This is a genomic window from Cohnella lubricantis (assembly GCF_014212015.1).
GTDB classification, from domain to species: Bacteria; Bacillota; Bacilli; order Paenibacillales; family Paenibacillaceae; genus Cohnella; species Cohnella lubricantis.
In genome coordinates, this window is record NZ_JACJVN010000021.1 from 67,589 (window position 1) to 94,426 (window position 26,838).

Sequence of the window (26,838 nt, forward strand, 5' to 3'; positions counted from 1 at the left end):
ATGTTCCTCTCCTTGTCCGCATATGTTGAGGTATCGGCGCGCGAGGCTTGTTCGTGTCGCGCTCGCCGCCGACAGTACCGCGCGTCACGTGCATGCGGCAAGGGGGAACCAGAAGGATGGATACAATGTCCGCGTCCGCGGGGCACATGCTCACCATCATCATTATGGCCGTCGCTCTAGGCATGGACGCCTTCTCGCTCGGCGTCGGCATCGGGCTCAAAGGCGTGCGCAAGCTGGACGTTCTCAAGTTAAGCACGGTCATCGCGCTGTTCCACGTCCTAATGCCGCTCGCCGGCATGATAATGGGCTACTACGTGAGCGGCCTGCTGGGCGGCGTCGCCACCTCCGCGGGCGGAGCGCTGCTTCTGCTGCTGGGCGGGCATATGATCTACAGCTCGCTGCGCGGCGAATCGGTCCAATCGTTCAACCACCGCACATTCTGGGGCGTGCTCGTCTTCGCGATGAGCGTCAGCGTCGACTCCTTCTCCGTCGGCGTATCGTTAGGAATGTTCGCGTCGCATATTATGGTTACGGTGCTGACGTTCGGCTTCTTCGGCGGCGTGATGAGCGTGATGGGACTGATGCTCGGAAGGCGGATCAGCGGCACGCTAGGCGGCTACGGAGAAGCGCTCGGCGGCGCGATTCTGTTTGCATTCGGAATCCTATTTCTGCTATAACTAGATTCACCATATACCGATCTGCTAGCAACACCCAATCAGCGTTCGCGCTGCGGGAAGGAGGAAGATGGCATGTCCCAACCGTCGAGAATTCTCATCGTCTGCACAGGCAACACGTGCCGGAGCCCGATGGCGGAGTCGATGCTGCGTAAGCTGGCGGAACAGAAGTCTCTCCCCATCGAAGTCAAGTCCGCCGGCGTATCCGCGGTGAACGGGCTGCCGGTCTCCAGCCATGCCGCAGAAGCGTTGCGCAAGCGCGACCTGCCGGTTCCGGAAGGCTCCTCGGCGCTGACGGCCGAGACGGCCGAATGGGCGGACCTGATTCTCACCATGACATCCGGCCACAAGAGAGCCGTTCTGGAGCGCTACCCATCCGCGGCCGGCAAGATCTACACGCTCAAAGAGTACGCGCTTAGCGGAGAAGCCGCCATGGCCGATCTGGCCGAAGCGGAGCGAATCTACGCCGACTGGCAGCTGAAGCAGGCGCTTGGCGAGAGCTTGTCCGCGGAGGATCGGGAGCGGCTATTGGAGCTGCAGCGGAGACTCCCGAGCTTCGATGTCGCCGACCCGTTCGGCGGGCCGCTGGAAGTGTACGAGAGCTGCGCGGAGGAGATTGCGGAAGCGCTGGAGATCGCCGCGAGCAAGATGGCGGAATCCGATTGATTTTTCCCCAAGCCTCCGTTATGATGAGAATACAAGTTGCGGTTCCGATGTAACTGGCGACACAAGGTGGGCCTAACCACGGTGGAGCATCGGAATAACGGCCGGTCGCCTGGGCAGAGAGCAGCGTGCGTCTTTTCGCGCGTTTGCTCTTTTTTCGTCTTTTTTCGCGCTTTTAGGTATAATACAAGTTGACTATAAGGGAGGTTATGACAAGCATGATTATCGCAATAGGGGCCGACCACGCCGGCTATCGCCTGAAGGACGTTATTGTGCCTTTTCTGAAGGCTCAAGGCCATGAGATCATCGACGTAGGCTGCAATTGCGCCGATTCCGTCGACTACCCGGACTACGCCGTTCCGGTCTGCGACAAAGTCGTCCAAGGCGAGGCGGAGCGCGGCATCCTGATCTGCGGCACCGGCATCGGCATGTCGATCGCCGCCAACAAGACGCCCGGCATCCGCTGCGCGCTTGTGCACGACCTGTTCTCCGCGAAGGCGACGCGCGAGCATAACGATACGAACGTGCTGGCGATGGGCGAGCGGGTGATCGGACCGGGCGTGGCCGAAGAGATCATCAAGATCTGGCTCGATACGCCGTTCTCGCAAGGCGAGCGCCACAAGGGCCGTCTCGGCAAGGTAGCGGCGATTGAGTCGCAATATTCGCTTCATCCCTAACATCACCCCGGCTGACAGGGGAGGAATATAGGCATGACCATGTTCGAAAATGTACCTTCCCGTGAGCTCCCGAAGATAGCGGACGAAGTAGAGCGGTCGCTCCGCGAGCTGGCGTCTGCCGGCGGGCTGCGCGCAGGCCGCATCCTCGTCATCGGCTGCAGCACCAGCGAGGTGCGCGGCGAGCGCATCGGCACTTCCGGCGCCGAAGAGATTGCGGCGCTCGTCTACGAAGGCGTCGAGCGGGTTCGCGCGGAGATCGGCTTCCAGCCGGTCTGGCAATGCTGCGAGCATCTCAATCGCGCGCTCGTCGTCCCTCGCGGGCTGGCCGAGGCGAAGGGCTGGACGATCGTCTCGGCCGTGCCGGTGCGCAAGGCCGGCGGGTCGATGGCCGCCTATGCGTATCGCAGGCTGGCCGATCCGTGCTTGGTGGAGTCGCTGCAGGCGGACGCCGGCATCGACATCGGCGAGACGCTGATCGGCATGCATCTGCGGCCGGTCGCGGTGCCGGTCCGGCCGTCCGTGCCATGGATCGGCGCGGCGAGGCTGACGATGGCGTATACGCGGCCGAAGCTGATCGGCGGGGAGCGCGCGGTCTACGCGCTGCCGGAGCGTGACGGCGAGACGCCGGCTTCGGGAAGCTGCGACTAGGCGGCGCGGGCTTCAATAGATTTTTATCGGAATATTCGATCGAACTTACCATTCTTGAATCCCAGGGAGGATGTATCGGCATGGAACAACTGCGCAAGCAAGACCCCGAGATCGTCAAAGCGATGAATCTGGAATTGACGCGCCAGCGCGACAATCTGGAGCTGATCGCTTCGGAGAATATCGTCAGCGAGGCCGTTCTGCAAGCGATGGGCACGGTGCTGACGAACAAGTACGCGGAAGGCTATCCGGGCAAACGCTACTACGGCGGCTGCGAATACGTGGACATTCCGGAGGAGATCGCCCGCAACCGCGCGAAGGAGCTGTTCGGCGCCGATCATGCGAACGTCCAGCCGCACTCCGGCGCGCAAGCGAACCTGGCCGTCTACCTCGCGGCTTTGAAGCCCGGCGACACCGTGCTCGGCATGAACCTCGCGCACGGCGGCCACTTGACGCACGGCAGCCCGGTCAACGCCTCCGGCTTGTTCTACAACTTCGTCGCTTACGGCGTGGACGAGAAGACGTTCACGATCGATTACGACGAAGTCCGCAAACTGGCGTTTAAGCACCGTCCGCGCCTCATCGTCGCCGGCGCCAGCGCTTATCCGCGCATCATCGACTTCGAAGCGCTCGGCAAGATCGCCCAAGATGTCGGCGCGCTGTTCATGGTCGACATGGCCCACATTGCGGGCCTCGTCGCCGGCGGCCAGCACCCGAGCCCGGTGCCGCACGCGCACTTCGTCACGACGACGACGCACAAGACGCTGCGCGGACCGCGCGGCGGCATGATCCTGTGCCGTAAGCCTTGGGCAGCAGCCATCGACAAGGCCGTCTTCCCGGGCACGCAGGGCGGTCCGCTCATGCACATCGTCGCGGCCAAGGCGGTCGCGCTGGGCGAAGCGCTGCAGCCGTCGTTCAAGGAGTATGCGCAGAACGTGGTGACGAACGCGAAGGTGCTGGCTGACACGCTGCTGGCCGAAGGGCTGAACCTCGTCTCCGGCGGCACGGACAACCACCTGATGCTGATCGATACCCGCAACCTGAACATCAGCGGCAAGGACGCCGAGCACGTGCTCGACTCCGTCGGCATCACGGTGAACAAGAACGCAATTCCGTTCGACCCGACGAGCCCTTTCGTCACGAGCGGCATCCGGGTCGGCACGCCGGCCGTCACTTCCCGCGGCATGGACGCGGACGCAATGAAGACGATCGGCCAAGTGATCGCGCTCACGCTGAAGAACCCAAGCGACGAAGCGAAGCTGGAGCAAGCCCGCGGCATCGTGCGCGGCCTCTCCTCGCAATACCCGCTCTATCCGGGACTGGCCTATTAATCGATCGCCTCGCTCGAATTCGCGCAAGACTGGGCCAGAATGGACGGGACGCACGGCAGCTGCCGCGGCGTCCCGCTTTTTTTTTATCGTTCCGAACAGGGGGCGTAAGCCCGAATGTGGTCGATATTTCATACACGCTGCCTCCCTTCTCCTCCTTTCCCTCCGCAATCCTCGCTTGACGCACACAATCAGGCCCAGCTGCATTAACTATTAGAGCGGCGCCGATCGGTTAAAAATAAGCAAAATCAGCCCTTTGCGTTTGACGCGGCCAAGAGATAAGGGTTATACTTGGAATACGCTTAATTTCCGGCTGTTCTCGCCGGAAAGCGGGGGAACCAATCAATAGGGGCGAATTGCGCGAGTCTCGAGCTTGGCGCATAGGGTACCATCTGACCCGAGCCCGACAGCTAACCTCGTCAGCAGTAGGATGGGTCAATCCATAGATTATCCGCGAACATTGACCCTGTTAACCAGGGTCATTTTCTGTTTTCTTGACCCCTTGCTGGCAAGCGTGCCCGTTCTTCTAAGCCGCGTGTGTAGATGAATAGCGAGCCCGCCGGCTCTAGAACGATCAACCGGACAAGGAGGATGTAAGATGTCGCTGCCCCATGACTATTTAGACAATAACGCCGAAGCCGACGCTTTAGGCCCTGTGATGGGAATGATTGGCCCGCTGTCGATGGCCGAATCCGAATCCGACGCCAACACTGCTCCCCGAGCTGAAGCCTCTATAAAGCATTTGCACGTCAATCGTTCCACGCTGATTCTGCCCGACCGTCTCATCGCCGATGATTCCGAAGCGATGCGCTATCTGGCCGGCCATGAAGAGATCAGCCACGTGCTGTTAGCCGGCTCGGACAGCTTGGATCTGCCGATCGGCCGCCTGCGCGAGGTCATGGAACTGCTCGCAGCGGTTGAGCATATCCGGATGATTCGGCTGTGCTCGAGAATTCCCGCTCTTCAGCCGGAGCGTATTATCGGCAACGGGGAGCTGCTCGATCTGCTCTCGGCCCAATCCAACCCGAACCGCAGCCTCCATCTGATGATGCAATTCCATCGTCCGGAGGAAGTGAACAACCGTGCGGCCGAAGCGTTCCGTGCACTTAGCGCTGCCGGAGTCGGACTTGTGGGCGAGGTTCCGTTCCTGCCGGGATCGGATGCCGATCCGGATGCGATCGTCGATCTGCTGGAACGGTTGACGAGGGCGAACGTCATCCCTTATCAATTCGTTCTGCATCAGCCGGCGGAAGGCAGCGGGCAGCCGCGGTTGACGCTCGAAGAGGCTTACCGGCTGGCTGAGACGGTGAAGTCCCGTATCTCCGGACCTGCCCGGAGAGCAAGGCTGACGATGAAGCATTCGTCCGGCTATGTGGAGATACTGGCGATCGAGAACGGCAAAGCCTATGTGAAGGGCCATCTGTCCAATCGCGATGCGAATGGCCGGTTCATGATTCTGGACTGTCCTGCCGAGGCGTCCTCCTTCGAGGAATTGAAGGGCTACGAGCCTTCCGAGCGAACGGGCAAGTCGCCGAGCGATACGACTTACTTGAAGGTTCCGTATGAGATTCCGGACTGATAGAGCGATCGTCGAATAGGGTGACGGGGGGGAGAATCTCCTGCCGTCGCCTTTTTTGCTCATCCGACGCAATGTGAACTTCTAAATACTGGTATTTCCGACGCTGGCAAATTATAATGTTCGTAGAGCCCCGGCAGCCATGGATGGGCCATCGCGGCCTAGACCGGAGACTGATTTCTGGGACTCATTGTCTATAGGGTGAAACCCCGAATATGCCTCGCGCGTATACAGTTACATAAAGAACGGGGCTGACCCCGAGGGAGGATATGAACGATGTCTATTTTCAAGAGATTGCGTGATTTGACTCTGTCCAATGTATACGCTCTGATCGAGAAGGCGGAAGATCCGATCAAGATGACCGATCAATACCTGCGCGACATGCAGGAAGACCTGGAGGACGCCGAGAAGGCGGTCGCCGCCCAGATCGCGCTGGAGAAGAAGTTCAAGCAGCTGTACGAGGAGCAAGCCGCCCTCGTTCAGAAGCGCGAAGAGCAGGCCAACATTGCCGCGCAAGCGAAGAACATCGAACTGGCGCGCCGCGCGCTGGAAGAGAAGAAGGCGTCCGAGCAGAAGGCGGCCGAGTACAAGGCCAGCTACGATCAGAACAAAGCGGCTGCCGAGCGCCTGCGCGAGAAGCTCGATGAGATGCGCAAGCAATTCACCGAGATGAAGAACAAGCGCGAGACGCTGGTCGCGCGCGCCAACGCCGCCAAAGCGCAAGCCGAGATCAACAAGGCGATGACGGGCTTCAGCTCCGACACCGCGATGTCCGGGCTGAAGCGGATGGAAGAGAAGGTCATGCAGATGGAAGCTCACGCGGAAGCGACCGAAGAGCTGAGCGGAGCGAAGGGCAAGTCGCTCGACGAAGAGATCGCCGCGCTGGGCAAGGATAAGGCGGTCGAAGACGAACTGGCCGCGCTGATGAAGAAGTACGAGTAAGAGTAAGGGAGCGCGAATCAAGAAGTGCGAATATAGCGCGAGAAGGATAACCCCTTAGGGGGTTCCTTCTTTTTAAGGAGAGGCGTTCAAGTTGACGTGGAACGAGATTTTGGGAACCTTATTGTGGACGGCGTCCGGTGCGGTGCTGCTGTTCATTCTGATGAGCATCGATGCGCTGTTTACGAAATATCGCGATCTGGTGGAGATGAAGAACGGCAATATGGCGGTGACCGTCCGCTTCGTGCTGAAGCTGGCGGCGCAGGGCTATATCCTCTCGCGCTCGATCGCCACCTCCGAGAATTTGGCCGAAGCGCTGCTCGTCTCGTTCATCTCATTCGTGATACTGTTCCTGCTGGAGTGGCTTGTCGAAGTCATCCTTCGGAAGCTGGCCGATCTTCGGCTGGAAGAAGGGGTGCGCGGCGGGATGGTCGGCTACGGCTTGATCGCCGGATCGCTTCACGCCGTAGGCGCGCTCATTATCGGCGCATGCTTGTGAAGCCTTAGGCTGGGGGAGGACCGGATATGAGTTTGTTCAAACGAGTCAGAAATATTTTCAAGGCGCCGGAAGCGCTCCAAGAAGAGAGAAGCGTCTTGACGCTTGGGCCAGGCGACGTGTGCGAGGTCTCGCTGGTGACGTATCAGGTCGTCGGCCGCACGAAGCCGCTGTCGCGCAATGCCGTCTGGCTGACGCTTCGGGACGGCGCCGATATCCGCTATCTATCCGTGGAGGAGAGGGCAGAGACGACTTACGGGCTGTACCAGGTCATTGACGGCCGATTGGATTCGGTGGACGAGGTGCCGACGGAAGTCGAGCTCGACGGCATCCACTATTTTCTCGAAGAGCGGTATTCCACCCGGATTATAGAGGCGGGGAACGCCCCGTTCACTTCGGCGGGCGGCGAGCTGTATGTCTGGCAGTATCAATCGGACGGGCGCAAGCTGCTTCGTATCGAGTGGCAGGACGGCCGGTTCATGCTGTATGAGGGAGAGTCGATTCTGCCGGCGGATGTCGAGTGGCTGCGGGGGACGGACAGATGAGTCCCCGCTGGCGCAAGCAGGCGGCCCGGCTGCATCTAACGGTGATCCTGGCGTTAGTCGTCACGCTGTTGTCCGCTTGCGGCACCGTTAACGTCGAAGCGACGTATCCGCTGGAATCGGTCAGCAAGGACGGCGGCCAGACCTCCTATGTCTACCGGGCGGCGGGAGTGGCCGTTCCCGAAGCGGCGAAGGAGCTTGCGGAGCAGCAGAAGCCCCAGCAGATGTCGAAGGAAGACCCGGATCACATGTTCTTGGTCTACTCGGACCAGATCATTCATGTGCAGAAGGACGAGCAGAACCCCGCCGACTCGCTGATCGAGGTCGACAGCGAGGAGTACGTGCGGCAGAATTACAGCCCTTCGTTCCTGGAGGGCTACCTGGTGGCCGCCTTGGTCGGAAGCTTGTTCGATTCGATCCCGTCCGGCGGCTATGGCAGCTACAAGGGCTATGGAAGCCTGAACACGAATCCGCCGGCCAAAGGCGCGTACCGGGTGCCGACGGCGGCGGACACCCAAGCGGCGCCGCCGATGACGGTGCAGAAGAAGGGCTCGATCTTCAAGCGAACGACGTCCGGAGATGACGGCGGCGTCGGCTCCGGCGGCTTGTTCAACAAGAAGAAGAGCACGACGTCGCCCGGCACGACGGGTTCGATCACGCGGGACGGGAGCGGCAGCTCGGGAAGCTCCAAGTCGTCGGGATGGCTGACGCCGCGCAAGTCGACGGTTCCGCGAACGAAGGTCGGCGGCTTCGGCCGAGTGTCGAGGCGACGATGACGATGATGATGATCCGCACGCAAGAAGACCCGCGCCGGGCGCAGCGAACTGCGAATCGGCAGCGGGTCTTGTTATTGTGATGCTCTTAACTTGGGTTCCATCAATAGCCGCGCTTGTACGCTTCGACGACGGGCGCCGTGTCTCCCAGCTCGCGCAGGGCGTCAACCGCCCAATACGGGTTGCGCAGCATGCCTCGGCCGACGGCGATCAGGTCGGCGTCGCCATTGCCAAGAGCGCTCTCGGCCAGCTTCGGATCGTCCAGCAGGCCGACCGCCATGACCGGCACGTTCAGCGCTTCCTTCACCGCCCGCGCGAATGGCAGCTGGTAGCCCGGATAGTTGCCGGGCTTGCGCTTCACGGCAGGGCCGCCTTCGCCGCCGGTGGAGACGTCGAACATGTCGACGCCTGCGTCGCGATATGCCTTGCACATCTCCAGAATGTGCTCCGCGTCGTAGCCGTATTCCGCGTACTCGATCGCCGATACGCGCATGATGAGCGGCATCTCCGGCGGCAGCACCTTCTTGACCGCGCGGATCACCTCCACGCCGAACTTCGCATAATCGCGCCCGAACTCATCGTCGCGCTTGTTGATGCCCGGCGAATGGAACTGGTGAATCAGATACCCGTGCGCGCCATGCAGCTCAATCGTGTCGACGCCGGCTTCCACGGCTCTGCGGGCAGCGTCGGCGAACTTGCCGACCATCGTCCACGCCTCTTCGGTCGTTAAGGCGCGCGGCGTCTTCTCCCCTTTATCGAACGGCTCGTTCCACGGCCCGACGGGCGGTTCGGCGTCCAGCGCCTTGCGTCCGGCGTGGGCGATCTGAATCCCGACCTTGGCGCCGTATTTATGCATCTCGCCGATCACCCGCTTAAAGGCGGGTACGTGCTCGTCCGACCATAGTCCGAGATCTCGATTCGTAATCCGGCCGTCCGGCTCGACATCCGTCATCTCCATGATGATGAGGCCGGTGCCGCCAATCGCGCGGGAGGCGTAATGGACGAAGTGCCAGTCATTCGGCTTCCCGTCCTCCGCGTCCACGGAATATTGGCACATCGGGCTCATAACGATGCGATTGCGCAGAGACAGCGACTTCAACGTATAGGGCGAACCTAAGCGGCTCATAACGGCTCTCCTCCTCCAAATTCAGGCTCTAATTAGAATGGCCTGATATCGGATCTTATTTTACCCCGAACACCGGTTAATCTCCAAATTCAAATCCGCATAATCCGACTGCCATATACGCCATTGTCGATCGCCGGCAAACGGTTGATATTCGTTCAATCTCATGCAGACGGATGGAGTGCGCGGGCGGGGAGACAATGATATAATGTACGGGCAAGCTGTACGGAGGAAGGGGAGGAACGTTTTGGGTCGTTTCGTCGTCTGCGATCATCCATTGATCCAGCATAAAATGACTTTCTTACGCGACAAGAATACGGACACCAAGCAATTCCGCGAATTGGTGGACGAATTGTCGACATTATTAGCATATGAGGTCACGCGGGACATCCCGCTTGAGACCGTCAAGATCGAGACGCCGGTGACGGAAGCGGAAGGCCGCGTCGTCGCGGGCCGTATGCTCGGCTTGATCCCGATTCTGCGCGCCGGACTCGGCATGGTGGACGGGATGCTGAAGCTGCTGCCGTCGGCCAAGGTCGGCCATATCGGCTTGTACCGCGATCCCGAGACGCTGAAGCCGGTTGAATACTATTTCAGCCTGCCTTCCGACGTGACCGAGAGAGAATTGATCGTCCTCGACCCGATGCTCGCGACGGGCGGTTCCGCCAACGCGGCGATCCAGTCGCTGAAGGAGAAGGGCTGCCGTCCATCGAAGCTCGTCTGCCTGATCGCGGCGCCTGAAGGCGTCAAGGCCGTGCAGGATGCGCATCCGGAAGTCGATATCTTCGTCGCCGCGCTGGACAAGTGCCTGAACGACCACGGCTACATCGTGCCGGGACTTGGCGATGCGGGGGATCGGCTGTACGGCACCAAATAAGCGGGACTAGCATCCGTTCGAGAAGAGGGAACGCACGTGAGCGCAATTAAAGTCATGACCATATTCGGCGTCCGTCCGGAAGCGATCAAGATGGCGCCGCTCATTCTGGAGCTGCAGAAGTATCCCGGCCAGATCGAACCGATCGTCTGCGTCACCGCGCAGCATCGGCAGATGCTGGATCAAGTGCTGGACGTGTTCAAGATCAAGCCGAATTACGATCTGGATATCATGCAAGCCGGCCAGACGCTGAATGATATCTCCATTCGCGTGCTGCAAGGGCTGGAGCCGGTGCTCATGGAAGCCAAGCCGGATCTCGTGCTCGTGCACGGGGACACGCTGACGACCTTCCTGGCGAGCTACGCATCCTTCATGCAGCAGATCAAGGTAGGCCACGTGGAGGCGGGACTGCGGACGTGGAACAAGCTGTCTCCGTTCCCCGAAGAGATGAACCGTCAGTTGACAGGCGTCCTGGCCGATCTTCACTTCGCGCCGACGGACTGGTCCGCGGGCAATCTGCGCAAGGAGAACAAGCCGGAGGAGAGCATCTACGTGACGGGCAATACCGTGACGGATGTGTTCCAATATACGGTGAGAAGCGACTTCGCTCATCCAGTGCTCGACTGGGCGAAGGGCAAGCGGCTCGTGCTCATGACGGCCCATCGCCGCGAAGCCCAAGGCGAACCGCACCGCCGGATCTTCCAGGCCGTGCGGCGAATCGCGGACGAGTTCGACGATATCGCGATCGTCTACCCGGTCCATCTGAGCCCGGCCGTGAAGGGACCGGCCGAAGCGATCCTCGGCGGCCATCCGCGCATCAAGCTGATCGACCCGCTGGATGTCGTCGATCTGCATAATTTCTACCCGCATGCGCACCTCATCCTGACGGATTCCGGCGGTCTGCAGGAAGAAGCGCCGTCCTACGGCGTTCCGGTGCTCGTGCTGCGAGAGACGACCGAGCGGCCGGAGGGCATCGAAGCGGGAACGCTGGAGCTTGTCGGCACGGAGGAGCAGGCCGTCTACGAGAGGACGCGCGCGCTGCTGACGGATACCGCCCTGTACGAGCGGATGAGCCATGCGGCCAATCCGTACGGCGACGGGCAAGCCTCCAGACGGATCGCCGAAGCGATTCTGCATCATTTCGGGCGCGGGGAGCGGCCGGAGCCGTTCCGGAGACAATAACGCCGCATAATGGCGAGATGGGGATTAAGGCCAAATTCTGACGAAATTGCAAGGATCGTCGGGGTTTGGCCCTTCTTTTTTGGCAGAAGATGGGTATGTCATACGGTCCGGGAAGAGACGCCGGGAGATGTTGGCATTCCCGCATACGGAACCAACATACAGCATACAGTGCAACTGTATGGTTATTAATCCCTGCAAATCGCGTCACGACAGGGATTTCTGTGATCTAGTTCACAGAAATTTTGAAAATGGCTGAATTGACATTGCCCTTCCGCAAAGATACAATATAACGGGAACCTTGGAGGGAAAGGGCTTTCTTTTACTCCTTTCTCAAGTCCGAAGGGCGTCGAAGGAGCGGATATTATGCCTGAATCCCGACGTCCGCCGCCGCCTCCGCCGGATGAGAATCCTTGGCGGGCTGCTGGACTGGTCACGGCAATCGGCGTTGAACTGGCCGTTTGCGTTGGCTTGGGCTGGTGGATCGGCGCGGTAGCGGATCGCCATAACGGAACAGAGAAGTGGTATCTGGCCGGACTTGTCGTCGGATTGGTTGCCGGAATCGGTTCCGCTATTGGCCTGATTCGGAAGTTTGCAGGGGAAAGGCGGAAGTAATGGACGAATTGCCTGCTCTGCTCAAGAGAGTTTCCAGAATCGCTTTCTTTTTTTTGTCCATGGGTTGTCTTGGCTGGGTGATTCTGCCCGGTTACAAGCCTGTTTTTGGAGGGTTCTTAATCGGCGTAATCGGAGGCTTGGCGATTTCCTGGCATTTGGCTTGGAAGCTTGTCAGGCTTGGCGATGCCGCCGCCGCGGGACGCAAGCCTCGCTCCGGGCTCGGATTTCTGACCCGGGCGTGCATCGGTCTTCTGGCCGGCGTTGTCTCGGTGCGCACGCTCGAATTCGATCTGGCGGCTACGGCCGCGGGATTAATCGTGCCGTCGATGGCAACACTTCTGTTGGGTATTATCGCCAGACGCCGTCTATCGGACGGCCATCCCACAGATGAAAGGGGTGAGAAGCACTAACTATGGAACACTTATCGCCAATCGTTAAGTTCAGCTGGGGCGACCTCGATCTCGCGGCTATCATCATGATTCTCGTAACGAGCATCGTGGCGTTCGTACTCGCTCGCTTGGCCGTTCGCAACCTCTCGGTAGAGAATCCCGGCAAGCTGCAGAACTTCATGGAATGGGTCGTCGAGTTCGTCAGCAACATTATCGGAACGGCTACCGATTTCAAACGGGGACGCGTCTATCTCAGCCTCGGACTGGCTCTGATTCTCTACATCTTCATCGGCAATATGCTCGGCCTTCCGTTCAACTTCATCACGGAGGCGCACGGGCACGCGACCTTCCTCGGCATGGATCTGTATATGAACGGCCAGGAAGAAGCGGAATTCGCCTGGTGGAAATCGCCTACAGCCGACGCCTCGATGACGATGGCGCTTGCCCTGACGGTCATTGTTCTGTCCCACATTCAAGGGTTCCGTCACAACCGCAAGCATTACCTGAAGCACTACTTTGAGCCGTGGCCTTTCTTCCTTCCGATCAACCTGATCGAGACGGTGGCGAAGCCGCTGACGCTTGGTTTGCGTCTCTTCGGCAATATCTATGCCGGCGAGGTTATGATCAGCGTTATTCTGGGGATGGGCTGGGTCGGCATTCCGGCGCTGCTCGTTTGGCAAGGCTTCAGTATTTTCGTAGGCGCGATTCAAGCGTTCGTCTTCACGATGCTGACGATGGTCTATATCGGCCAAGCTAGCATCCACGAAGAAGGACATTAATTTTTAATGATCTGCTTCACACCCAAAATTTGAGGAGGATTTACACAATGGAAATTTATGCACTGCTTGCAGCAGCTATCGTATTCGGTCTGGGCGCACTGGGCGCCGGTATTGGTAACGGTCTGATCTTCAGCAAAACCGTAGAAGGCATCTCCCGTCAGCCAGAGCTGCGCGGCGCTCTCCAAACGACGGCGTTCATCGGCGTCGGTCTGGTCGAGGCACTGCCGATCATCTCCCTCGTCCTTGCCTTCATCTTCATGGCGAGCTAAGAATTGCATCGCACACGTTAGGCGCGGAGTGTCGAATGGCCTCCACGCCTTCCTTATGAATTAAGAGTTTGGAATTCTTGACAGCAGTAGGCGAAAGGAGTGACTCTCGGTGGGTAACCTTTTTAACTGGACCAATTTCCTGATCCAGATCATAGCCTTCGGTATCCTGTACCTTCTGCTCTCGAAGTTTGCGTTCAAACCGCTGTTCGGCATTATGGAGAAACGCCGCCAGATGGTGAAGGAGCAGATCGACAGCGCCGAGAAGGGCCGCGCGGATGCGGAGCGTTACTTGGAAGAGCAGAAGCAAGCGCTGCAGCAAGCGCGCAAAGAAGCTCACGATATTATCGAACAAGCTAGAATGACAGGTTCGAAGCAAGCGGACGACATCGTTCTGGCTGCCCGCAACGAGGCGAACCGTCTGAAGGAAGAAGCGCTCCGCGATATCGAGAGCGAGAAGAACAAAGCGATCGCTTCCTTGAAGGCACAGGTGAGCGGCTTGTCCGTCCTGATCGCCTCGAAGATCATCGAGAAGCAGATCGACGAGAAGACGCAGTCGGAATTGGTTGATCAGTACCTCCAAGAGGTAGGGACTAAGTCATGAGCCGCGGCACGGTTGTAGCTAAACGTTACGCCAAGGCGCTCTTCGAGCTCGCTCGCGAACAGAATGTCGTCGCCGAGGTCGAGACGCAGCTGAGTCTTCTTACAAGAGCGATCGAGCAAGACGCGGATTATCGCGCCTTCCTCGCCGCTCCGGCCATTCCGGCGGCGAGCAAGATCGAAGCTGTGAAGGCGTCCTTCGCAGGTCAGATGTTGCCCATTGTTCTGAACACGGTCGGCCTTCTGGTCGAGCGCGGACGTCATAACGATCTGTCCGGCGTTCTGAGCGCATACCTTACGATCGCGGGCGACGCGCTCGGACGCGTTGACGCGTATGTAAAGTCCGCCCAGCCGATGACGCTAGGCGACAAAGATAAATTGGCCAATAAATTCGGCGCTTTGCTGAGCAAGACGGTCCGCGTGCACAACGAGACGGACGCTTCGCTGCTCGGCGGACTGACGGTTCGCATCGGGGACACGCTGTATGACGGAAGTCTCCGGAGCAAGCTGGAACGTCTGGACAAAGCGCTGCAATCGTCGGCAAATTAGACAGGGGTGAACGAATTGAGTATCCGGCCTGAAGAGATCAGCACGCTGATCAAACAGCAGATTCAGAACTATCAATCCGATATTCAAGTCGTGGACGTCGGTACGGTCATCCAAGTCGGTGACGGTATTGCGCGCGTGCACGGTTTGGAGAAATGTATGGCGGGCGAATTGCTTGAATTCGCTGACGGCACTGTGGGCATGGCCCTCAACCTTGAAGAAGACAACGTCGGCGTTGTCATCTTGGGTCCGTTCCTTGGCATTCGCGAAGGCGACCAAGTGAAGCGTACCGGCCGTATCATGGAAGTACCGGTTGGCGAAGAGATGCTGGGCCGCGTCGTGAACGCGCTGGGCCAGCCGATCGACGGCAACGGTCCGATCAACACGACGAAGTTCCGTCCGATCGAAGCTCCGGCTCCGGGCGTTATGGCTCGTAAGTCGGTCTTCGAACCGATGCAGACCGGCATCAAGGCGATCGACTCGATGATCCCGATCGGCCGCGGCCAGCGGGAGCTCATCATCGGCGACCGCCAGACGGGCAAGACCACGATCGCGATTGACACGATCGTGAACCAGAAGGGCAACGGCGTTATCTGTATCTATGTCGCGATCGGCCAGAAGCAGTCGACGGTTCGTACCGTCGTTGAGTCGCTTCGCCGCCAAGGCGCGCTGGACTACACGATCGTCGTATCGGCGAGCGCGTCCGAGCCTTCTCCGCTCCTCTACATCGCTCCGTACACCGGGTGCGCGATGGGCGAAGAATTCATGTACAACGGCAAGCACGTTCTGATTATCTATGACGATCTCTCGAAGCAGGCTGCCGCTTACCGCGAGCTGTCCTTGCTGCTCCGCCGTCCTCCGGGCCGCGAGGCTTATCCGGGCGACGTATTCTACTTGCACTCCCGTCTGCTGGAGCGCGCTGCGAAGCTGAACGACGAACTGGGCGGCGGTTCCCTTACCGCGCTTCCGTTCATCGAGACGCAAGCGGGCGACGTATCGGCCTACATTCCTACGAACGTGATCTCCATCACGGACGGCCAGATCTTCCTGGAGTCGGACCTGTTCTACTCCGGCCAGCGCCCGGCGGTTAACGTCGGTATCTCGGTCTCCCGTGTCGGCAGCTCCGCTCAGATCAAGGCCATGAAGAAGGTTGCGGGCACGCTCAAGACCGACCTGGCCCAATATCGCGAGCTTGCGGCGTTCGCCGCGTTCGGCTCCGACCTCGACAAAGTGACGCAATCCCGCCTCGACCGCGGCCTGCGCACGCTCGAGATTCTGAAGCAAGGCATCAACGTTCCGATGCCGGTAGAACGCCAAGTCGTCTCTCTGTTCCTCGTAACGAGAGGCCACACGGACGACATTCCGGTTCAAGACGTACGCCGCTTCGAATCCGAATTCCTGTCCTATCTGGATGCGAACGCTCCGGCGATCTTCGCTTCCATCCGCGATACGAAGGACCTGACGTCCGATAACGAGAAGGCTCTTATCGAAGCGATCGGCTCCTTCAAGAAGAGCTTTGCCCCGACGGCTTAAGGCGGGCTGCTAACGTTCCGAATAAGCTTGCGCCGGGCTGTCAGCCGAACGATCGGACCAGCCCGGTAATAAGGTGGTGACATGAATGGCTAAAGGAATGCGCGAGATTAAGCGTAGGATCAAGAGCACGCAGAACACGAAGCAGATCACCAAAGCGATGGAGATGGTCGCGGCTTCGAAGCTGCGTCGCGCTCAGAACGCGGCGCTCGCCAGCCGGCCCTACTCCGACAAGCTCAAGGAAGTGGTCGCGAGCATCGCGACGGGCGGCGGCAGCGTGAAGCACCCGATGCTTCAGAGCCGCGAGATTAAGCGCAGCGCGTATTTGGTCATCTCCTCCGACCGCGGACAAGCGGGCGGTCTGAACTCGAACCTGCTGAAGAAGCTGGTGGAGACGATCAAGTCGAAGCACAAGTCGAACGACGAGTTCACTCTGTTCGTGATCGGTCGGAAGGGCTATGATTATCTGAAGCGCCGCGGCCTCCCGATTCAGCAGGAAGTTATCGGCGTACCCGATTCTCCGGCTTTCGCCGATATCAAATCGATCGCGTCCGCTGCGGTGAAGGGCTTCGAGAACGGCGAATACGATGAGCTCTTCGTCGTATACAACCGCTTCATCAACGCGATCTCTCAGATCCCGACGATCAAGCAGATGCTTCCGATGGATGCTGCGGAGTTCAGCAAGAAGGAAGGTCCTGCTGCGGATTACGAGTACGAGCCTTCCCCAGAAGAAGTGCTGAACGTCTTGCTGCCGAAGTACGCGGAGACATTGGTCTTCAGCTCTCTGCTGGAGAACAAGGCAAGCGAATTCGGCGCCCGGATGACGGCGATGGGCAACGCGACGAAGAACGCTACGAAGATGATCGAACAATATACGCTGCACTACAACCGCGCGCGTCAGGCTGCGATCACGCAAGAGATTGCCGAGATCGTCGGCGGCGCCAATGCGCTTAGCTAATCGAAGCGCGGATTGATTAAGAAGTTACAGGAGGGACACGCATGAGCAAGGGGCGCATTGTCCAGATCACAGGCCCGGTCGTCGACATCGAGTTCGACCACGGCTACCTGCCGGACATCTACAACGCGATCAAGATTCAGCAAACCGGTGAACGCGAGATCAACCTGACGGTTGAAGTGGCGCAGCACCTTGGTGACAACCTGGTCCGCGCCGTCGCCATGTCGTCCACGGACGGCTTGGTAAGAGGCATGGAAGCAGTGGATACGGGCAAACCGATCACGGTACCGGTAGGTCCGGCTACGCTGGGCCGGGTATTTAACGTTCTGGGTGATCCGATCGACGGAAACGGCGATGTCGACCGTTCGATTGAGAACCCGATTCACCGCAAGGCTCCGGCATTCGACGAGCTGTCCACGCAGCAAGAGATGCTGGAGACGGGCATCAAGGTTATCGACCTGATCGCCCCGTACGCCAAGGGCGGTAAAGTCGGCCTGTTCGGCGGCGCCGGCGTAGGCAAGACCGTTACCCTGCAGGAATTGATTCACAACCTCGCGGCTGAGCACGGCGGTATCTCCGTATTCGCCGGCGTAGGCGAACGTACCCGCGAAGGTAACGACCTGTACCACGAGATGCGCGATTCCGGCGTTATCAACAATACGGCAATGGTATTCGGCCAGATGAACGAGCCTCCGGGCGCGCGTCTGCGCGTCGCTCTGACGGGCTTGACGATGGCCGAGTACTTCCGCGATCAAGAAGGACGCGACGTTCTTCTCATGATCGACAACATCTTCCGCTTCACGCAAGCGGGCTCCGAAGTATCCGCGCTGCTCGGCCGCATGCCGTCCGCCGTTGGTTACCAGCCGACGCTGGCAACGGAGATGGGCCAATTGCAAGAGCGGATCACTTCCACGAAGAAGGGTTCCGTTACGTCCATTCAGGCGATCTACGTTCCGGCCGACGACTACACCGACCCGGCACCGGCGACGGCGTTCGCGCACTTGGACTCGACGACGAACTTGGAGCGTAACATCGCGGCTATGGGTATCTTCCCGGCCGTTGACCCGCTCGCTTCCTCTTCCCGGATTCTGGCGCCGGAAGTTGTAGGACAAGAGCATTACGAAGTAGCTCAAGGCGTTAAGAAGCTGCTGCAACGTTACAAGGAGCTTCAAGACATCATCGCTATCCTCGGTATGGACGAATTGTCCGAAGAAGACAAGCAGGTCGTCTACCGTGCCCGCCGCGTACAGCTGTTCCTGTCGCAGCCGCTGCACGTTGCCGAAGCGTTCAACGGTATCCCGGGACTTTACGTGCCGGTCAAAGAGACCGTACGCAGCTTCAAAGAAATTCTTGAAGGCAAGCACGACGACCTTCCGGAACCGGCGTTCCACAACGTTGGTACCATCGAGGAAGCCGTCGAGAAGGCGAAAAAGCTCGCACAAGGGCTCTAATCCGCCGCTAAGGAGGAATACCGATGAGCACCTTACGGCTCGAGGTCGTGACCCCGGAACGCAAAGTTTACGAGGAAGACGTGAGCATGGTCGTCGTCAAAGGCGTCGCCGGAGAGCTCGGTATTCTGCCGCATCACATTCCGCTCGTGACTCCGCTTAAGATTGCGCCGATCAAGGCCAAGAAGGGGAACTCGGAAGAGTTCATCGCCGTACACGGCGGCTTCATGGAAGTGCGCAAGGACAAAGTGGTCATCCTGGCGGAAGCGGCGGAACTGGGTTCCGACATCGACGTCTCTCGCGCTCAGCAAGCTAAGGAACGCGCTGAACAGCGGCTAGCCGCTAAGGCCGACGAAGTCGACCACAAGCGCGCCGAACTGGCTCTGCAACGCGCCGTGACACGCATTCAAACGTCCGGTCAACAATAAGCTTCACCCGAATCGCCGAGAAGCGCTAATTCCGTGAGGATGCGCTTCCCGGCGATTTTGCCATTTGGGGATACCCTCGGCGTTATGGTATAAGTGTTACATATGAGTTCAAGGAAGGCGGCGATCGGCATGGAAGACGTCATCATTATCGGAGCCGGCCCATGCGGTCTGTCGGCCGCGGCCGAGCTGCAGGACAAGGGCTTCAACCCTCTTATTATCGAGAAGGAGAACATCGCCTATTCGATCAGCTGTTACCCGACGAACATGCAATTCTTCAGCACAGCCCCGAATCTGGAGATCGCCGGCGTGCCGTTCGTGACGCCGAACGATAAGCCCTCCCGCTTGGAGGCGCTGCACTATTACCGCATCGTATCGGAGCGCAGAGAGCTGCGAATTCGGCGTTATGAGAGGGTAACTGCGGTTGTGAGAGAGGAGAACGGCTTCCGGGTGGAGTCGGAGACACGAGCGGGCGTGAAGCTGGCGACGAGGACAGGAGCCGTCGTGGTGGCGACAGGGTACTTCGATCATCCGAACTGGATCGGCATCCCGGGCGAGGACCTGCCTCACGTGAGCCACTTCTTCCGCGAATCACATCCCTATGCAGGCACGCGAGTCACCATCATCGGCGGCAGCAACTCGGCAGTAGACGCAGCGCTCGAGCTGGAGCGCGTCGGCGCGAACGTAACAGTCGTCTACCGGGGCGAGTCGGTATCGGACAACATCAAGCCTTGGGTACGGCCTCTCTTCGAGGGCAAGGTGGCGAAGGGCGCCATTCAGCTCTTGCTGCAGTCGCGAGTGGCGGAGATCGGGCTAGACTGGATTCGGGTCGAAAAGGCGGATAGCTCCGCGGCTGCTGCCGAAGGCGAGCAGTCCACGCTGCCAGCCGACTTCGTGCTGGCGCTGACCGGCTTCCGGCCCGATCGCGCGTTCCTTCGCGCGATGGGCGTGGACGCGCCGGACGGCGTGATTCCGCCGGCTCACAATCCGGAGACGATGGAGACGAACGTCCCCGGCATCTATCTGGCTGGCGTCGTGTCCACGGGACGCGATGCGAACGAGATTTTCATCGAATCGGGAAGGTTCCATGGGCGGATGATCGCCGAGCATCTCGCCGCCAAGAGAGCTAATTGACGTCCAAGGGATTGCTTCCTCCCTTAACTGGGTACAATATTTGGGAACCTAGCACCCGGGAGGTACGAAGAACATGGCGAACATAGCGGACAAGCTGAACGTTCATCTGGCGGATTGGAACATCCTCTATACGAAGCTGCACCATTATCATTGGTACGTGACGGGTCCCCACTTCCTCGCGCTGCATGCGAAGTTTGAGGAGCTGTACGACTTCGCGGCGGAGTCGCTGGACGATGTGGCTGAGCGCATTCTGGCGATCGGGGGCAAGCCGATCTCCTCGTTGAAGCAGTATCTGTCGCAGGGGACGCTCGCCGAAGCCGGCAACGAGACGACGGACACGCAGATGCTGCAGGCGGTCATTAACGACTTCCGGAAGCTGGCCGACAGCATGAGGCAGACGGCGAAGCAGGCGGATGAGTCGGGTGACGCGGTCACATCGGACTTCCTGAACGGTCTTGTAGAGAAGCTTCAGAAGCAGATCTGGATCCTGTCGGCTACGGCCAAAGGGCTTCCTGTCGGTGTCTAGCAGCAGTCTGCGCCAATAACGGCATCGATTAGGATATATCGACGACCTAAGCCGCCTGTTCCTACGGAATAGGCGGTTTTTATTATTTTCAGATTTTCGTTGTAAAACGCTTCCTTCTGCCTTTAGAATGGTAAACGGAGGAAAAATCAGAGTTGGCCCAATAGGAGGACGAGAGGTTGAGGAAAGCAAAGCGATTGGCTTTATCTTCACTAATCATTGCCATCATATTAAGCGTATTCTCGGGTACGGCGTTCGGGGCTTCGGCGCGTTATGCGACGGCTATCGAAGTCGTCGGCACCGTGACCGTGATGCAAGCCGGAGGAGCAAAGGAACTTCGTGTGTATCAAGGCATGGAGTTCCACGAAGGCGACCGAATCAAAGTCGGGAAGGGCGGCAGCTTGACGCTGAAGGCCGCTGATCGCGACGATGAGATCGTGCTGGGCGAGAATTGGAACGGAGCGTTGTCCAAGCTGAGAGGGAACGCTGACGGCAGCACGGAGACAGCCATCCATACATGGACGGGGACCATGTTGAACAGCGTCCAGAAGCTGACCGGGTCGAACAGCTCCTATCAGGTTGAGACGCCGACGTCTATCATGAGCGCGCGGGGGACGAATTACGTCGTTACGACCGACCCGGTGACCGGCTTGACCAGCATGGCCGTTCTGTCGGGGCATGTAGGCGTCACGCCGCCGAGCGCTCCGAGCAGAGGCACGCCAGCTGGAGGAAGCGGAGTGATCGTGAGTCCGGCACAGCAAGTGGAGGTAATCGGGAATTCGATTCCGTTCTCTAATTCGATCGATCCAGGGACGCTGATCGACAATGTCCCGCCTTCGGTCATCTCAAGCATCATCCAAGCGGTTGACAAGATCGACCAGGAGAACCGAGAGGAAGCGAAGTCAGGCGAAGCTGCGAATGGGGCGGGTTCATCCGGTGACGGATTGCCGTCGAGCCCTTCGACACCTCCCTCCCTCGATTACTTCCAGAGTGTTCTGCAGCAGATCATCAACTCATCTCAGAGCAAGCTGCCGGAAGAAGAGATCCAACAGCTGCTGGAGGATTCCGCTCAATATAGCCCGAATCGAGAAGTCGAGATTCCGGAGATTCCGAATGTAGGCAACCAGGAATCTCTGGAGAAGCAGCGACAGCTGGAACAAGCGAGAGAACTGCAGCAGCAGAAGCAAGACCAGAAGCAGAACCAGAAGGAAGACATTAAGCAAAAGCTCGAGACTAACAATCAGAATCTGATCGAGCAGATCCAGCAGCAAGCGGCAGCGCTGAAGGAACAGAATCAAAAGATGGCTGAGAGCAAGCAGCAAGAAGCGATTGAGAAGCTGAAGTCCCAGTTAACAGATGCTCAGAGGGATGCGTTGGACCAGCGCGTTCAGCAGAAGCAAGACGAGAAGCAGCAACAGTCGGACGCCATGAGGCCAACGGCGCCGACAACACCGACGACCGGCAAAAGCCCGGGCGGCGGTTCGTCCGAACCGGCCAAGGCAGGGACGACAACGACGATCTCGTTCAACAAGAGTGAGATCTACGCAGGCGAGTCCGTCCAATTGACCGCTCGTGCGAGTCTCTCCGGGACCGGTCAGCCGGTTCCAGACGGTACGACGGTAACGTTCCAACACCGAATCTCGAAGCAGCAGATCGCGACGGCCGAGACGCATGACGGCGTCGCCATGGCGAGCTTATCGCCAGAAGACAGCCTTGCCCTGTTCGACGTCGGAGATAACTATATCAATGCGTTCACGGCAGGCACATCGACGACCCAATCGAACACGTCTTTGCCGGTCATGTTGAAGGTGAATAAGAACGAGACCGTGACGGAAGTGACATCGCCGGAGCCAGTCGCTTCGGTCGGCGATACGGTGCCGTTCACCGTCACTGTGTCGCCGCAGCACGGCCAAGCTGCAGCAGTCGGTACCGTCAAGCTGTATGCGGGCGATACGGAGATCGGCTCGAAGCCGCTGGACGCGGAAGGCACAGCGACTTTCGACGTACAGATCGATGAGCCGGCTTCGGATATTGCTCGCATGTACAGAGCCGTCTATGTCGGCACGGAGAAGCAGGCAGGCAGCGAAGGCAGTGCGGAGCTGACGGTGGTGCCGCCGGAGGCGCCCGGATTAGCGACAAAGACGAGTATAACGGTTCATAAGGATGCGATCTATGCGGGCGAATCGGTCGAATTGACCGCGAATGTGAGCATCATGGAAGATGGTCGGCCGGTTCCGGATGGAACGGAAGTCACCTTCCGCGATCATGAGACGAAGCGGGTGATTGGTACTGCATTCACAGATAATGGTGTCACCGCTTTGTACCTATCACCGAACGATAGTTTGGAGTTGCTCGCAATAGATGACAATTGGATTGAGGCGAGCACGTCCGAGACGGACACGACGGAACCGAGCGTCTCTGAACCTGTTAAGGTAACCGTAACTCAAGTCGAGACGATGACGAGAGTGTCGACGCCGAGTCGATTCGCTGCGCCGGGAGAGACCGTACCGTTTGAAGTGAGGATATCCCCGGTCGTAGAAGGAGCCGCTTTGCCGGTCGGGAAGGTCGAACTGTATGAGAACGGGGAATTGCTTGATCAACACGAACTTACCGTACAAGATGAAGGCATCGTAACCTTTGACGTGCAGATCCCGGAGACCGCATCGGAAGACGAACGGACTTATCGCGCATTCTTCACCGGAACGGATAAGCAGGCGGCAAGCGAAGGCGCGGCGAGGCTGACGGTGATGGATGAATCGGAGATTCCTCCATCGGTATATGTGGATGTCGACTTCTATCCCGACTCGTCGTACGATGTGACCATCTCGCTTGACCGGTTCAGCGTCAATTCGGCGGTATACCACGCGCAGCTTAAATTCGACACGGGCGGAGATACAGCTACTTGCCTGTATGGGTGCTATAACAGCGATAAAATCGACCCGAGTACGGTTGAAGAAGGCGTTAACTCCGACGAAGGCATAACAACGTACGATTTCTATTCGGGAACGGGAGTAACGTTCGAATCTACCGATTGGCTGGCCTATATTTCGTTCAACGGCGATGGACAGTCTATCGATTCGTTTAGTCTGATATCCGCGGAGTTCTTCGATTATGATGGCAATCCGATCGAGGCTCATATTTATTTCAAAGGTGATGAATTTCACCCTACTATTTAATCAGAAGGAGACCTTATGACTATCATTCGTACATTCGGCATATGCGGATTGGCGGCAGCCCTCCTTCTTGGAGGAGCCGTCTCCGCCAGCGCGGCGGTCTATTCGCCGGAGGGAAGGCCGTTGATCGAGGCGTTCGACGCAGCTGGCAGCGGCGAATACGAGGAATGGAACGGAGCGGCCGCGGAAGCGGCGTTCCGCCATCCCGGCGCGGTGCTTCCGCTCGCGGACGGCTCGGTGCTGGTCTCGGATACGGACAATCAACGGATTCGCATCCTTGAGAACGGCAGCGTTCAGGTGTATGCCGGGACAGAGTATGCGGTTCTGTTCGGAGACGACGGACTTCCGACAGGCGCGTATGCAGACGGCCAAGCCGAGGCGAGCTTCTTCTCCAGCCCCATGGGCATGGCTGCCGACGCTGAAGGGAACGTCTACGTCGCCGACCGGGGCAATCACGCGATTCGCCGAATCTCGGCGGATGGCATCGTCTCGACCGTCGCAGGCAACGGCGTCTTGGGGAATGAGGACGGGCAAGGCAAAGGCGCCTCCCTCTATGCCCCGTCCGACGTCGCCGTCGATGCGTCGGGCAACATCTATGTGGCGGATACGCTGAACCATGCGATCCGCAAGATCGATGCCGCCGGTAACGTGACGACGCTGAATGCGCCGTCGGAGCGGGTCGCCGAATTGCTCGGCGGCATTGTGGAGCCGACCGGCGATTACCGGGACGGCCCGATCGCCGAGGCGCTGTTCAATGAACCGTCCGGACTGGCGCTCGATGCGAAGGGTAACCTGTATGTCAGCGATACCGGGAATCAGCGTATTCGCTACATCGACTTCGAAGCCGGCACCGTGACGACGGCGGCAGGCGGCGGAGACCTTGCAGATGGCAAGCTGTACGCTGAAGGGGCGTATGCCGACGGCCCTGCCGCCGCCGCGCGCTTCAACAGCCCGCACGGGCTCGCCATTGATGCCGAAGGCGGCCTCTATATCGCCGACAGCTTAAATCATAGCGTCCGCTATTTGAAGGACGGACAAGTGACGACGGTCGTCGGCAATGCCAGCGAATACGGGAGCGCCAACGGCGTCGATGAGCAGGCTGGGCTGTACCTGCCATCGGACGTCGCGATAGATCAGGATGGCGATCTGTACGTCGCGGATACGTTCAACAACAAGGTTCGCAAGGTGGAGTTCTACGAGCTGCCGAACGGGTGGAAGGCGAACGGCGAGATCCGCGTCCTGCACAATGAGCAGGAGATCAAGCTCGATACGCAGCCGGAGCTGCGGAACGGCCGGACGATGCTTCCGGTACGCGCGGTCGCGGAGGCGCTCGGGTATACGGTGTCCTTCGAGGGCGCGAACGTGATCCTGAAGGGGGCGGACAGTACGATCTCGCTGACGGTCGGCTCTCAGGAGGTTACTCAGATCGCTGGCGAAGCGGCGACGACGGCGAAGATGGATGTCGCGCCGTATGTGAACGGCGGCCGGACTTATGTGCCGATTCGCTTCATCGCGGAACAGATGGGCATCGCGGTCGGCTGGCACGCCGAGACGGCAACGGTGCTGCTGCGGGATTAATGGCATGGAAGAATACGGCGGCCCCGGACGAGAAGTCCGGGGCCGCTTTGCCCTCGTTAGACACGAAGCGCGTCGAACGATGTAAACGCTTTTATCATGGACGCAACTGGCAGCATTTGTTATAATTGTGGGAGCATTTTCCCAGTTTATCCGCAGTCTCTTATGCCAGTTTGCTCTGGAGGCGATGAGGTGGAGAATTACGCGAATCAATATGTCATTGTAACCGTATTCTTGTTACTAGGCATCGCGTTTCCGATCGTCGTGCTTTGGCTTGGCCGCCAGTTGAGACCGAGCAGCCCGACCCCGGAGAAAGAGACCACCTACGAGAGCGGCAACGATCCGGTGGGAGACAGCCAGATTCGGTTTAACGTCAGGTATTATCTGTATGCGTTAATGTTCGTTATTTTCGATGTGGAGACCGTATTCCTGTATCCGTGGGCCGTGGCGTATAAGCAACTCGGCCTATTTGCGCTTGCGGAGATGTTCATCTTCGTCGGATTGCTGCTCGTCGGCCTCGTCTACGCCTGGAGGAAGAAGGTGCTGCAGTGGAATTCAATCTAGCGGGAGTGTCGCCGGAAGACGTTAAGGAACTGGAACGCAACGTATTCGTCGGAAGCATCGAAGCGCTCAAAGGCTGGGTGCGCAGCAACTCGCTGTGGCCGCTCACCTTCGGGCTGGCGTGCTGCGCCATCGAGATGATGGCGGCCGGCGCGCCGCATTACGATCTCGACCGGTTCGGCGTTATGTTCCGGACGTCCCCGCGCCAAGCGGACGTCATGATCGTATCCGGCACGGTGACGAAGAAGATGGGCCCGCTGCTCCGCAGGCTCTACGACCAGATGCCGGAGCCGAAGTGGGTCATCGCGATGGGGTCTTGCGCGACGGCGGGAGGGCCGTATGTCAAGTCGTACTCCGTAATTAAGGGCGTCGATCAGATCGTCCCCGTCGATGTCTATATTCCGGGCTGTCCGCCGAATCCGGCGGCGCTTATCTACGGCATTAACAAGCTGCAGGAGAAGATCCGCTATGAGGCCAGAACCGGGAAGCGGGTGACGAATGCATGAGCGAGGAGGAGAAGCCAACGGGGGAAAAGGTGACCGGCGAACCGGAGCGCAGCGCACCGGACTCGCAAGGGCAGCAGCTTGCGGACGCTTCGGCCGCGCCGGAGCCGGCTCCGTCTGCCCCGCCTGCGGAGGCTGCTCGGCCCGCAGAGTCCCCAGCCGCGCTGGAGCCGGCGACTCCGGCTGCGCCGACGCCTGCTGTGCAGGCTCCAACATCGCTGGCTGCGGAGGCCCCCGCCGCCGAGAAGCCCTCCGTCCGCCGCCAGGAGACGGACGAGGAGAAGGCCGCCCGGCGCAAGGCGGCGCTGGAGGCGCGCGAGGCAGCCA

The 26,838-nt window shown here is 59.2% G+C and carries 29 protein-coding genes, 1 pseudogene and 2 riboswitches; of the genes and pseudogenes, 29 read left to right on the top strand and 1 reads right to left on the bottom strand.

Annotated elements, in window-relative coordinates:
• Positions 1-116: 116 nt before the first annotated feature.
• The 10 genes from H4Q31_RS05310 (at position 117) to H4Q31_RS05355 (ending at position 8,316) form a co-directional block, all read left to right on the top strand.
• Entirely contained in the window at positions 117-677 is a 561-nt protein-coding gene (locus tag H4Q31_RS05310) for a manganese efflux pump MntP (RefSeq protein WP_185178029.1), read from the top strand.
• 72 nt (positions 678-749) lie between these two features.
• Positions 750-1,340 carry a low molecular weight protein arginine phosphatase gene (locus H4Q31_RS05315; protein WP_185178030.1) on the top strand — a complete coding sequence of 197 codons (591 nt, stop codon included), beginning with the start codon at positions 750-752 and terminating at the stop codon, positions 1,338-1,340.
• A gap of 39 nt (positions 1,341-1,379) precedes the next feature.
• A riboswitch (ZMP/ZTP riboswitch) is annotated at positions 1,380-1,462 on the top strand.
• Between the two features lie 93 nt (positions 1,463-1,555).
• On the top strand, positions 1,556-2,014 hold the full coding sequence (gene rpiB / locus H4Q31_RS05320) for a ribose 5-phosphate isomerase B (protein ID WP_185178031.1): 459 nt from the start codon (positions 1,556-1,558) through the stop codon (positions 2,012-2,014).
• Between the two features lie 39 nt (positions 2,015-2,053).
• The gene (locus H4Q31_RS05325) at positions 2,054-2,662 is read left to right on the top strand and encodes a TIGR01440 family protein (RefSeq protein WP_185178065.1); all 609 of its coding nucleotides are present in this window, start codon (positions 2,054-2,056) and stop codon (positions 2,660-2,662) included.
• Positions 2,663-2,742: 80 nt separating this feature from the next.
• On the top strand, positions 2,743-3,990 hold the full coding sequence (gene glyA / locus H4Q31_RS05330; RefSeq protein ID WP_185178032.1) for a serine hydroxymethyltransferase: 1,248 nt from the start codon (positions 2,743-2,745) through the stop codon (positions 3,988-3,990).
• A gap of 286 nt (positions 3,991-4,276) precedes the next feature.
• A riboswitch (cyclic di-AMP (ydaO/yuaA leader) is annotated at positions 4,277-4,427 on the top strand.
• 158 nt (positions 4,428-4,585) lie between these two features.
• Complete coding sequence (locus H4Q31_RS05335) at positions 4,586-5,566, top strand: hypothetical protein (protein ID WP_185178033.1); 981 nt, start codon at positions 4,586-4,588, stop codon at positions 5,564-5,566.
• Between the two features lie 273 nt (positions 5,567-5,839).
• Entirely contained in the window at positions 5,840-6,505 is a 666-nt protein-coding gene (locus H4Q31_RS05340) for a PspA/IM30 family protein (RefSeq protein WP_185178034.1), read from the top strand.
• A gap of 91 nt (positions 6,506-6,596) precedes the next feature.
• Positions 6,597-7,001 carry a DUF350 domain-containing protein gene (locus H4Q31_RS05345; RefSeq protein WP_185178035.1) on the top strand — a complete coding sequence of 135 codons (405 nt, stop codon included), beginning with the start codon at positions 6,597-6,599 and terminating at the stop codon, positions 6,999-7,001.
• 26 nt (positions 7,002-7,027) lie between these two features.
• On the top strand, positions 7,028-7,543 hold the full coding sequence (locus H4Q31_RS05350) for a DUF4178 domain-containing protein (RefSeq protein ID WP_185178036.1): 516 nt from the start codon (positions 7,028-7,030) through the stop codon (positions 7,541-7,543).
• On the top strand, positions 7,540-8,316 hold the full coding sequence (locus tag H4Q31_RS05355) for a DUF4247 domain-containing protein (protein ID WP_185178037.1): 777 nt from the start codon (positions 7,540-7,542) through the stop codon (positions 8,314-8,316). Before H4Q31_RS05350 ends, H4Q31_RS05355 begins: the two co-directional genes overlap by 4 nt.
• A 100-nt stretch (positions 8,317-8,416) precedes the next feature.
• On the opposite strand, the gene H4Q31_RS05360 is transcribed toward H4Q31_RS05355, so the two are convergent.
• On the bottom strand, positions 8,417-9,439 hold the full coding sequence (locus H4Q31_RS05360) for an NADH:flavin oxidoreductase/NADH oxidase (protein WP_185178038.1): 1,023 nt from the start codon (positions 9,437-9,439) through the stop codon (positions 8,417-8,419).
• 244 nt (positions 9,440-9,683) lie between these two features.
• On the opposite strand from H4Q31_RS05360, the gene upp reads away from it, so the two are divergent.
• From upp to H4Q31_RS05455, 19 genes and pseudogenes are all read left to right on the top strand, one after another.
• On the top strand, positions 9,684-10,313 hold the full coding sequence (gene upp / locus H4Q31_RS05365; protein WP_185178039.1) for a uracil phosphoribosyltransferase: 630 nt from the start codon (positions 9,684-9,686) through the stop codon (positions 10,311-10,313).
• A 36-nt stretch (positions 10,314-10,349) separates the two neighbouring features.
• Positions 10,350-11,492 carry a non-hydrolyzing UDP-N-acetylglucosamine 2-epimerase gene (gene wecB, locus H4Q31_RS05370; protein ID WP_311771688.1) on the top strand — a complete coding sequence of 381 codons (1,143 nt, stop codon included), beginning with the start codon at positions 10,350-10,352 and terminating at the stop codon, positions 11,490-11,492.
• A gap of 363 nt (positions 11,493-11,855) precedes the next feature.
• Positions 11,856-12,104, top strand: a complete 249-nt coding sequence (locus H4Q31_RS05375; protein WP_185178040.1) for an AtpZ/AtpI family protein — start codon at positions 11,856-11,858, stop codon at positions 12,102-12,104.
• Positions 12,104-12,514, top strand: a complete 411-nt coding sequence (locus tag H4Q31_RS05380) for an ATP synthase subunit I (protein WP_185178041.1) — start codon at positions 12,104-12,106, stop codon at positions 12,512-12,514. The genes H4Q31_RS05375 and H4Q31_RS05380 overlap by 1 nt, the downstream gene beginning before the upstream one ends.
• 2 nt (positions 12,515-12,516) lie before the next feature.
• Complete coding sequence (atpB, locus tag H4Q31_RS05385; protein WP_185178042.1) at positions 12,517-13,272, top strand: F0F1 ATP synthase subunit A; 756 nt, start codon at positions 12,517-12,519, stop codon at positions 13,270-13,272.
• Positions 13,273-13,319: 47 nt separating this feature from the next.
• A complete protein-coding gene (gene atpE, locus H4Q31_RS05390) occupies positions 13,320-13,541 on the top strand; it encodes a F0F1 ATP synthase subunit C (protein WP_185178043.1) in 222 nt (73 codons plus the stop codon).
• A gap of 109 nt (positions 13,542-13,650) precedes the next feature.
• The gene (atpF, locus tag H4Q31_RS05395) at positions 13,651-14,142 is read left to right on the top strand and encodes a F0F1 ATP synthase subunit B (RefSeq protein WP_185178044.1); all 492 of its coding nucleotides are present in this window, start codon (positions 13,651-13,653) and stop codon (positions 14,140-14,142) included.
• Positions 14,139-14,687 (top strand): ATP synthase F1 subunit delta, encoded by a 549-nt coding sequence (gene atpH, locus H4Q31_RS05400; RefSeq protein WP_185178045.1) that lies wholly within the window; start codon positions 14,139-14,141, stop codon positions 14,685-14,687. The genes atpF and atpH overlap by 4 nt, the downstream gene beginning before the upstream one ends.
• Positions 14,688-14,702: 15 nt before the next feature.
• On the top strand, positions 14,703-16,217 hold the full coding sequence (gene atpA, locus H4Q31_RS05405) for a F0F1 ATP synthase subunit alpha (RefSeq protein WP_185178046.1): 1,515 nt from the start codon (positions 14,703-14,705) through the stop codon (positions 16,215-16,217).
• An 85-nt stretch (positions 16,218-16,302) separates the two neighbouring features.
• On the top strand, positions 16,303-17,172 hold the full coding sequence (gene atpG / locus H4Q31_RS05410; RefSeq protein WP_185178047.1) for an ATP synthase F1 subunit gamma: 870 nt from the start codon (positions 16,303-16,305) through the stop codon (positions 17,170-17,172).
• A gap of 41 nt (positions 17,173-17,213) precedes the next feature.
• Entirely contained in the window at positions 17,214-18,620 is a 1,407-nt protein-coding gene (gene atpD, locus H4Q31_RS05415) for a F0F1 ATP synthase subunit beta (RefSeq protein ID WP_185178048.1), read from the top strand.
• A 23-nt stretch (positions 18,621-18,643) separates the two neighbouring features.
• Positions 18,644-19,045 carry a F0F1 ATP synthase subunit epsilon gene (locus H4Q31_RS05420; RefSeq protein ID WP_185178049.1) on the top strand — a complete coding sequence of 134 codons (402 nt, stop codon included), beginning with the start codon at positions 18,644-18,646 and terminating at the stop codon, positions 19,043-19,045.
• Positions 19,046-19,174: 129 nt separating this feature from the next.
• Entirely contained in the window at positions 19,175-20,176 is a 1,002-nt protein-coding gene (locus H4Q31_RS05425) for a YpdA family putative bacillithiol disulfide reductase (protein ID WP_185178050.1), read from the top strand.
• A 73-nt stretch (positions 20,177-20,249) separates the two neighbouring features.
• Positions 20,250-20,702 (top strand): Dps family protein, encoded by a 453-nt coding sequence (locus H4Q31_RS05430; RefSeq protein WP_185178051.1) that lies wholly within the window; start codon positions 20,250-20,252, stop codon positions 20,700-20,702.
• Between the two features lie 176 nt (positions 20,703-20,878).
• Positions 20,879-23,875, top strand: a complete 2,997-nt coding sequence (locus H4Q31_RS05435) for an Ig-like domain repeat protein (RefSeq protein ID WP_185178052.1) — start codon at positions 20,879-20,881, stop codon at positions 23,873-23,875.
• A gap of 15 nt (positions 23,876-23,890) precedes the next feature.
• The gene (locus tag H4Q31_RS05440) at positions 23,891-25,450 is read left to right on the top strand and encodes a stalk domain-containing protein (RefSeq protein ID WP_185178053.1); all 1,560 of its coding nucleotides are present in this window, start codon (positions 23,891-23,893) and stop codon (positions 25,448-25,450) included.
• 162 nt (positions 25,451-25,612) lie between these two features.
• Complete coding sequence (locus tag H4Q31_RS05445) at positions 25,613-26,011, top strand: NADH-quinone oxidoreductase subunit A (RefSeq protein WP_185178054.1); 399 nt, start codon at positions 25,613-25,615, stop codon at positions 26,009-26,011.
• Positions 25,996-26,514, top strand: a complete 519-nt coding sequence (locus H4Q31_RS05450; protein ID WP_185178055.1) for a NuoB/complex I 20 kDa subunit family protein — start codon at positions 25,996-25,998, stop codon at positions 26,512-26,514. The genes H4Q31_RS05445 and H4Q31_RS05450 overlap by 16 nt, the downstream gene beginning before the upstream one ends.
• Positions 26,511-26,838 (top strand): annotated as a pseudogene (locus H4Q31_RS05455) (NADH-quinone oxidoreductase subunit C); the annotation flags it as partial. The gene H4Q31_RS05450 and the pseudogene H4Q31_RS05455, both read left to right, overlap by 4 nt.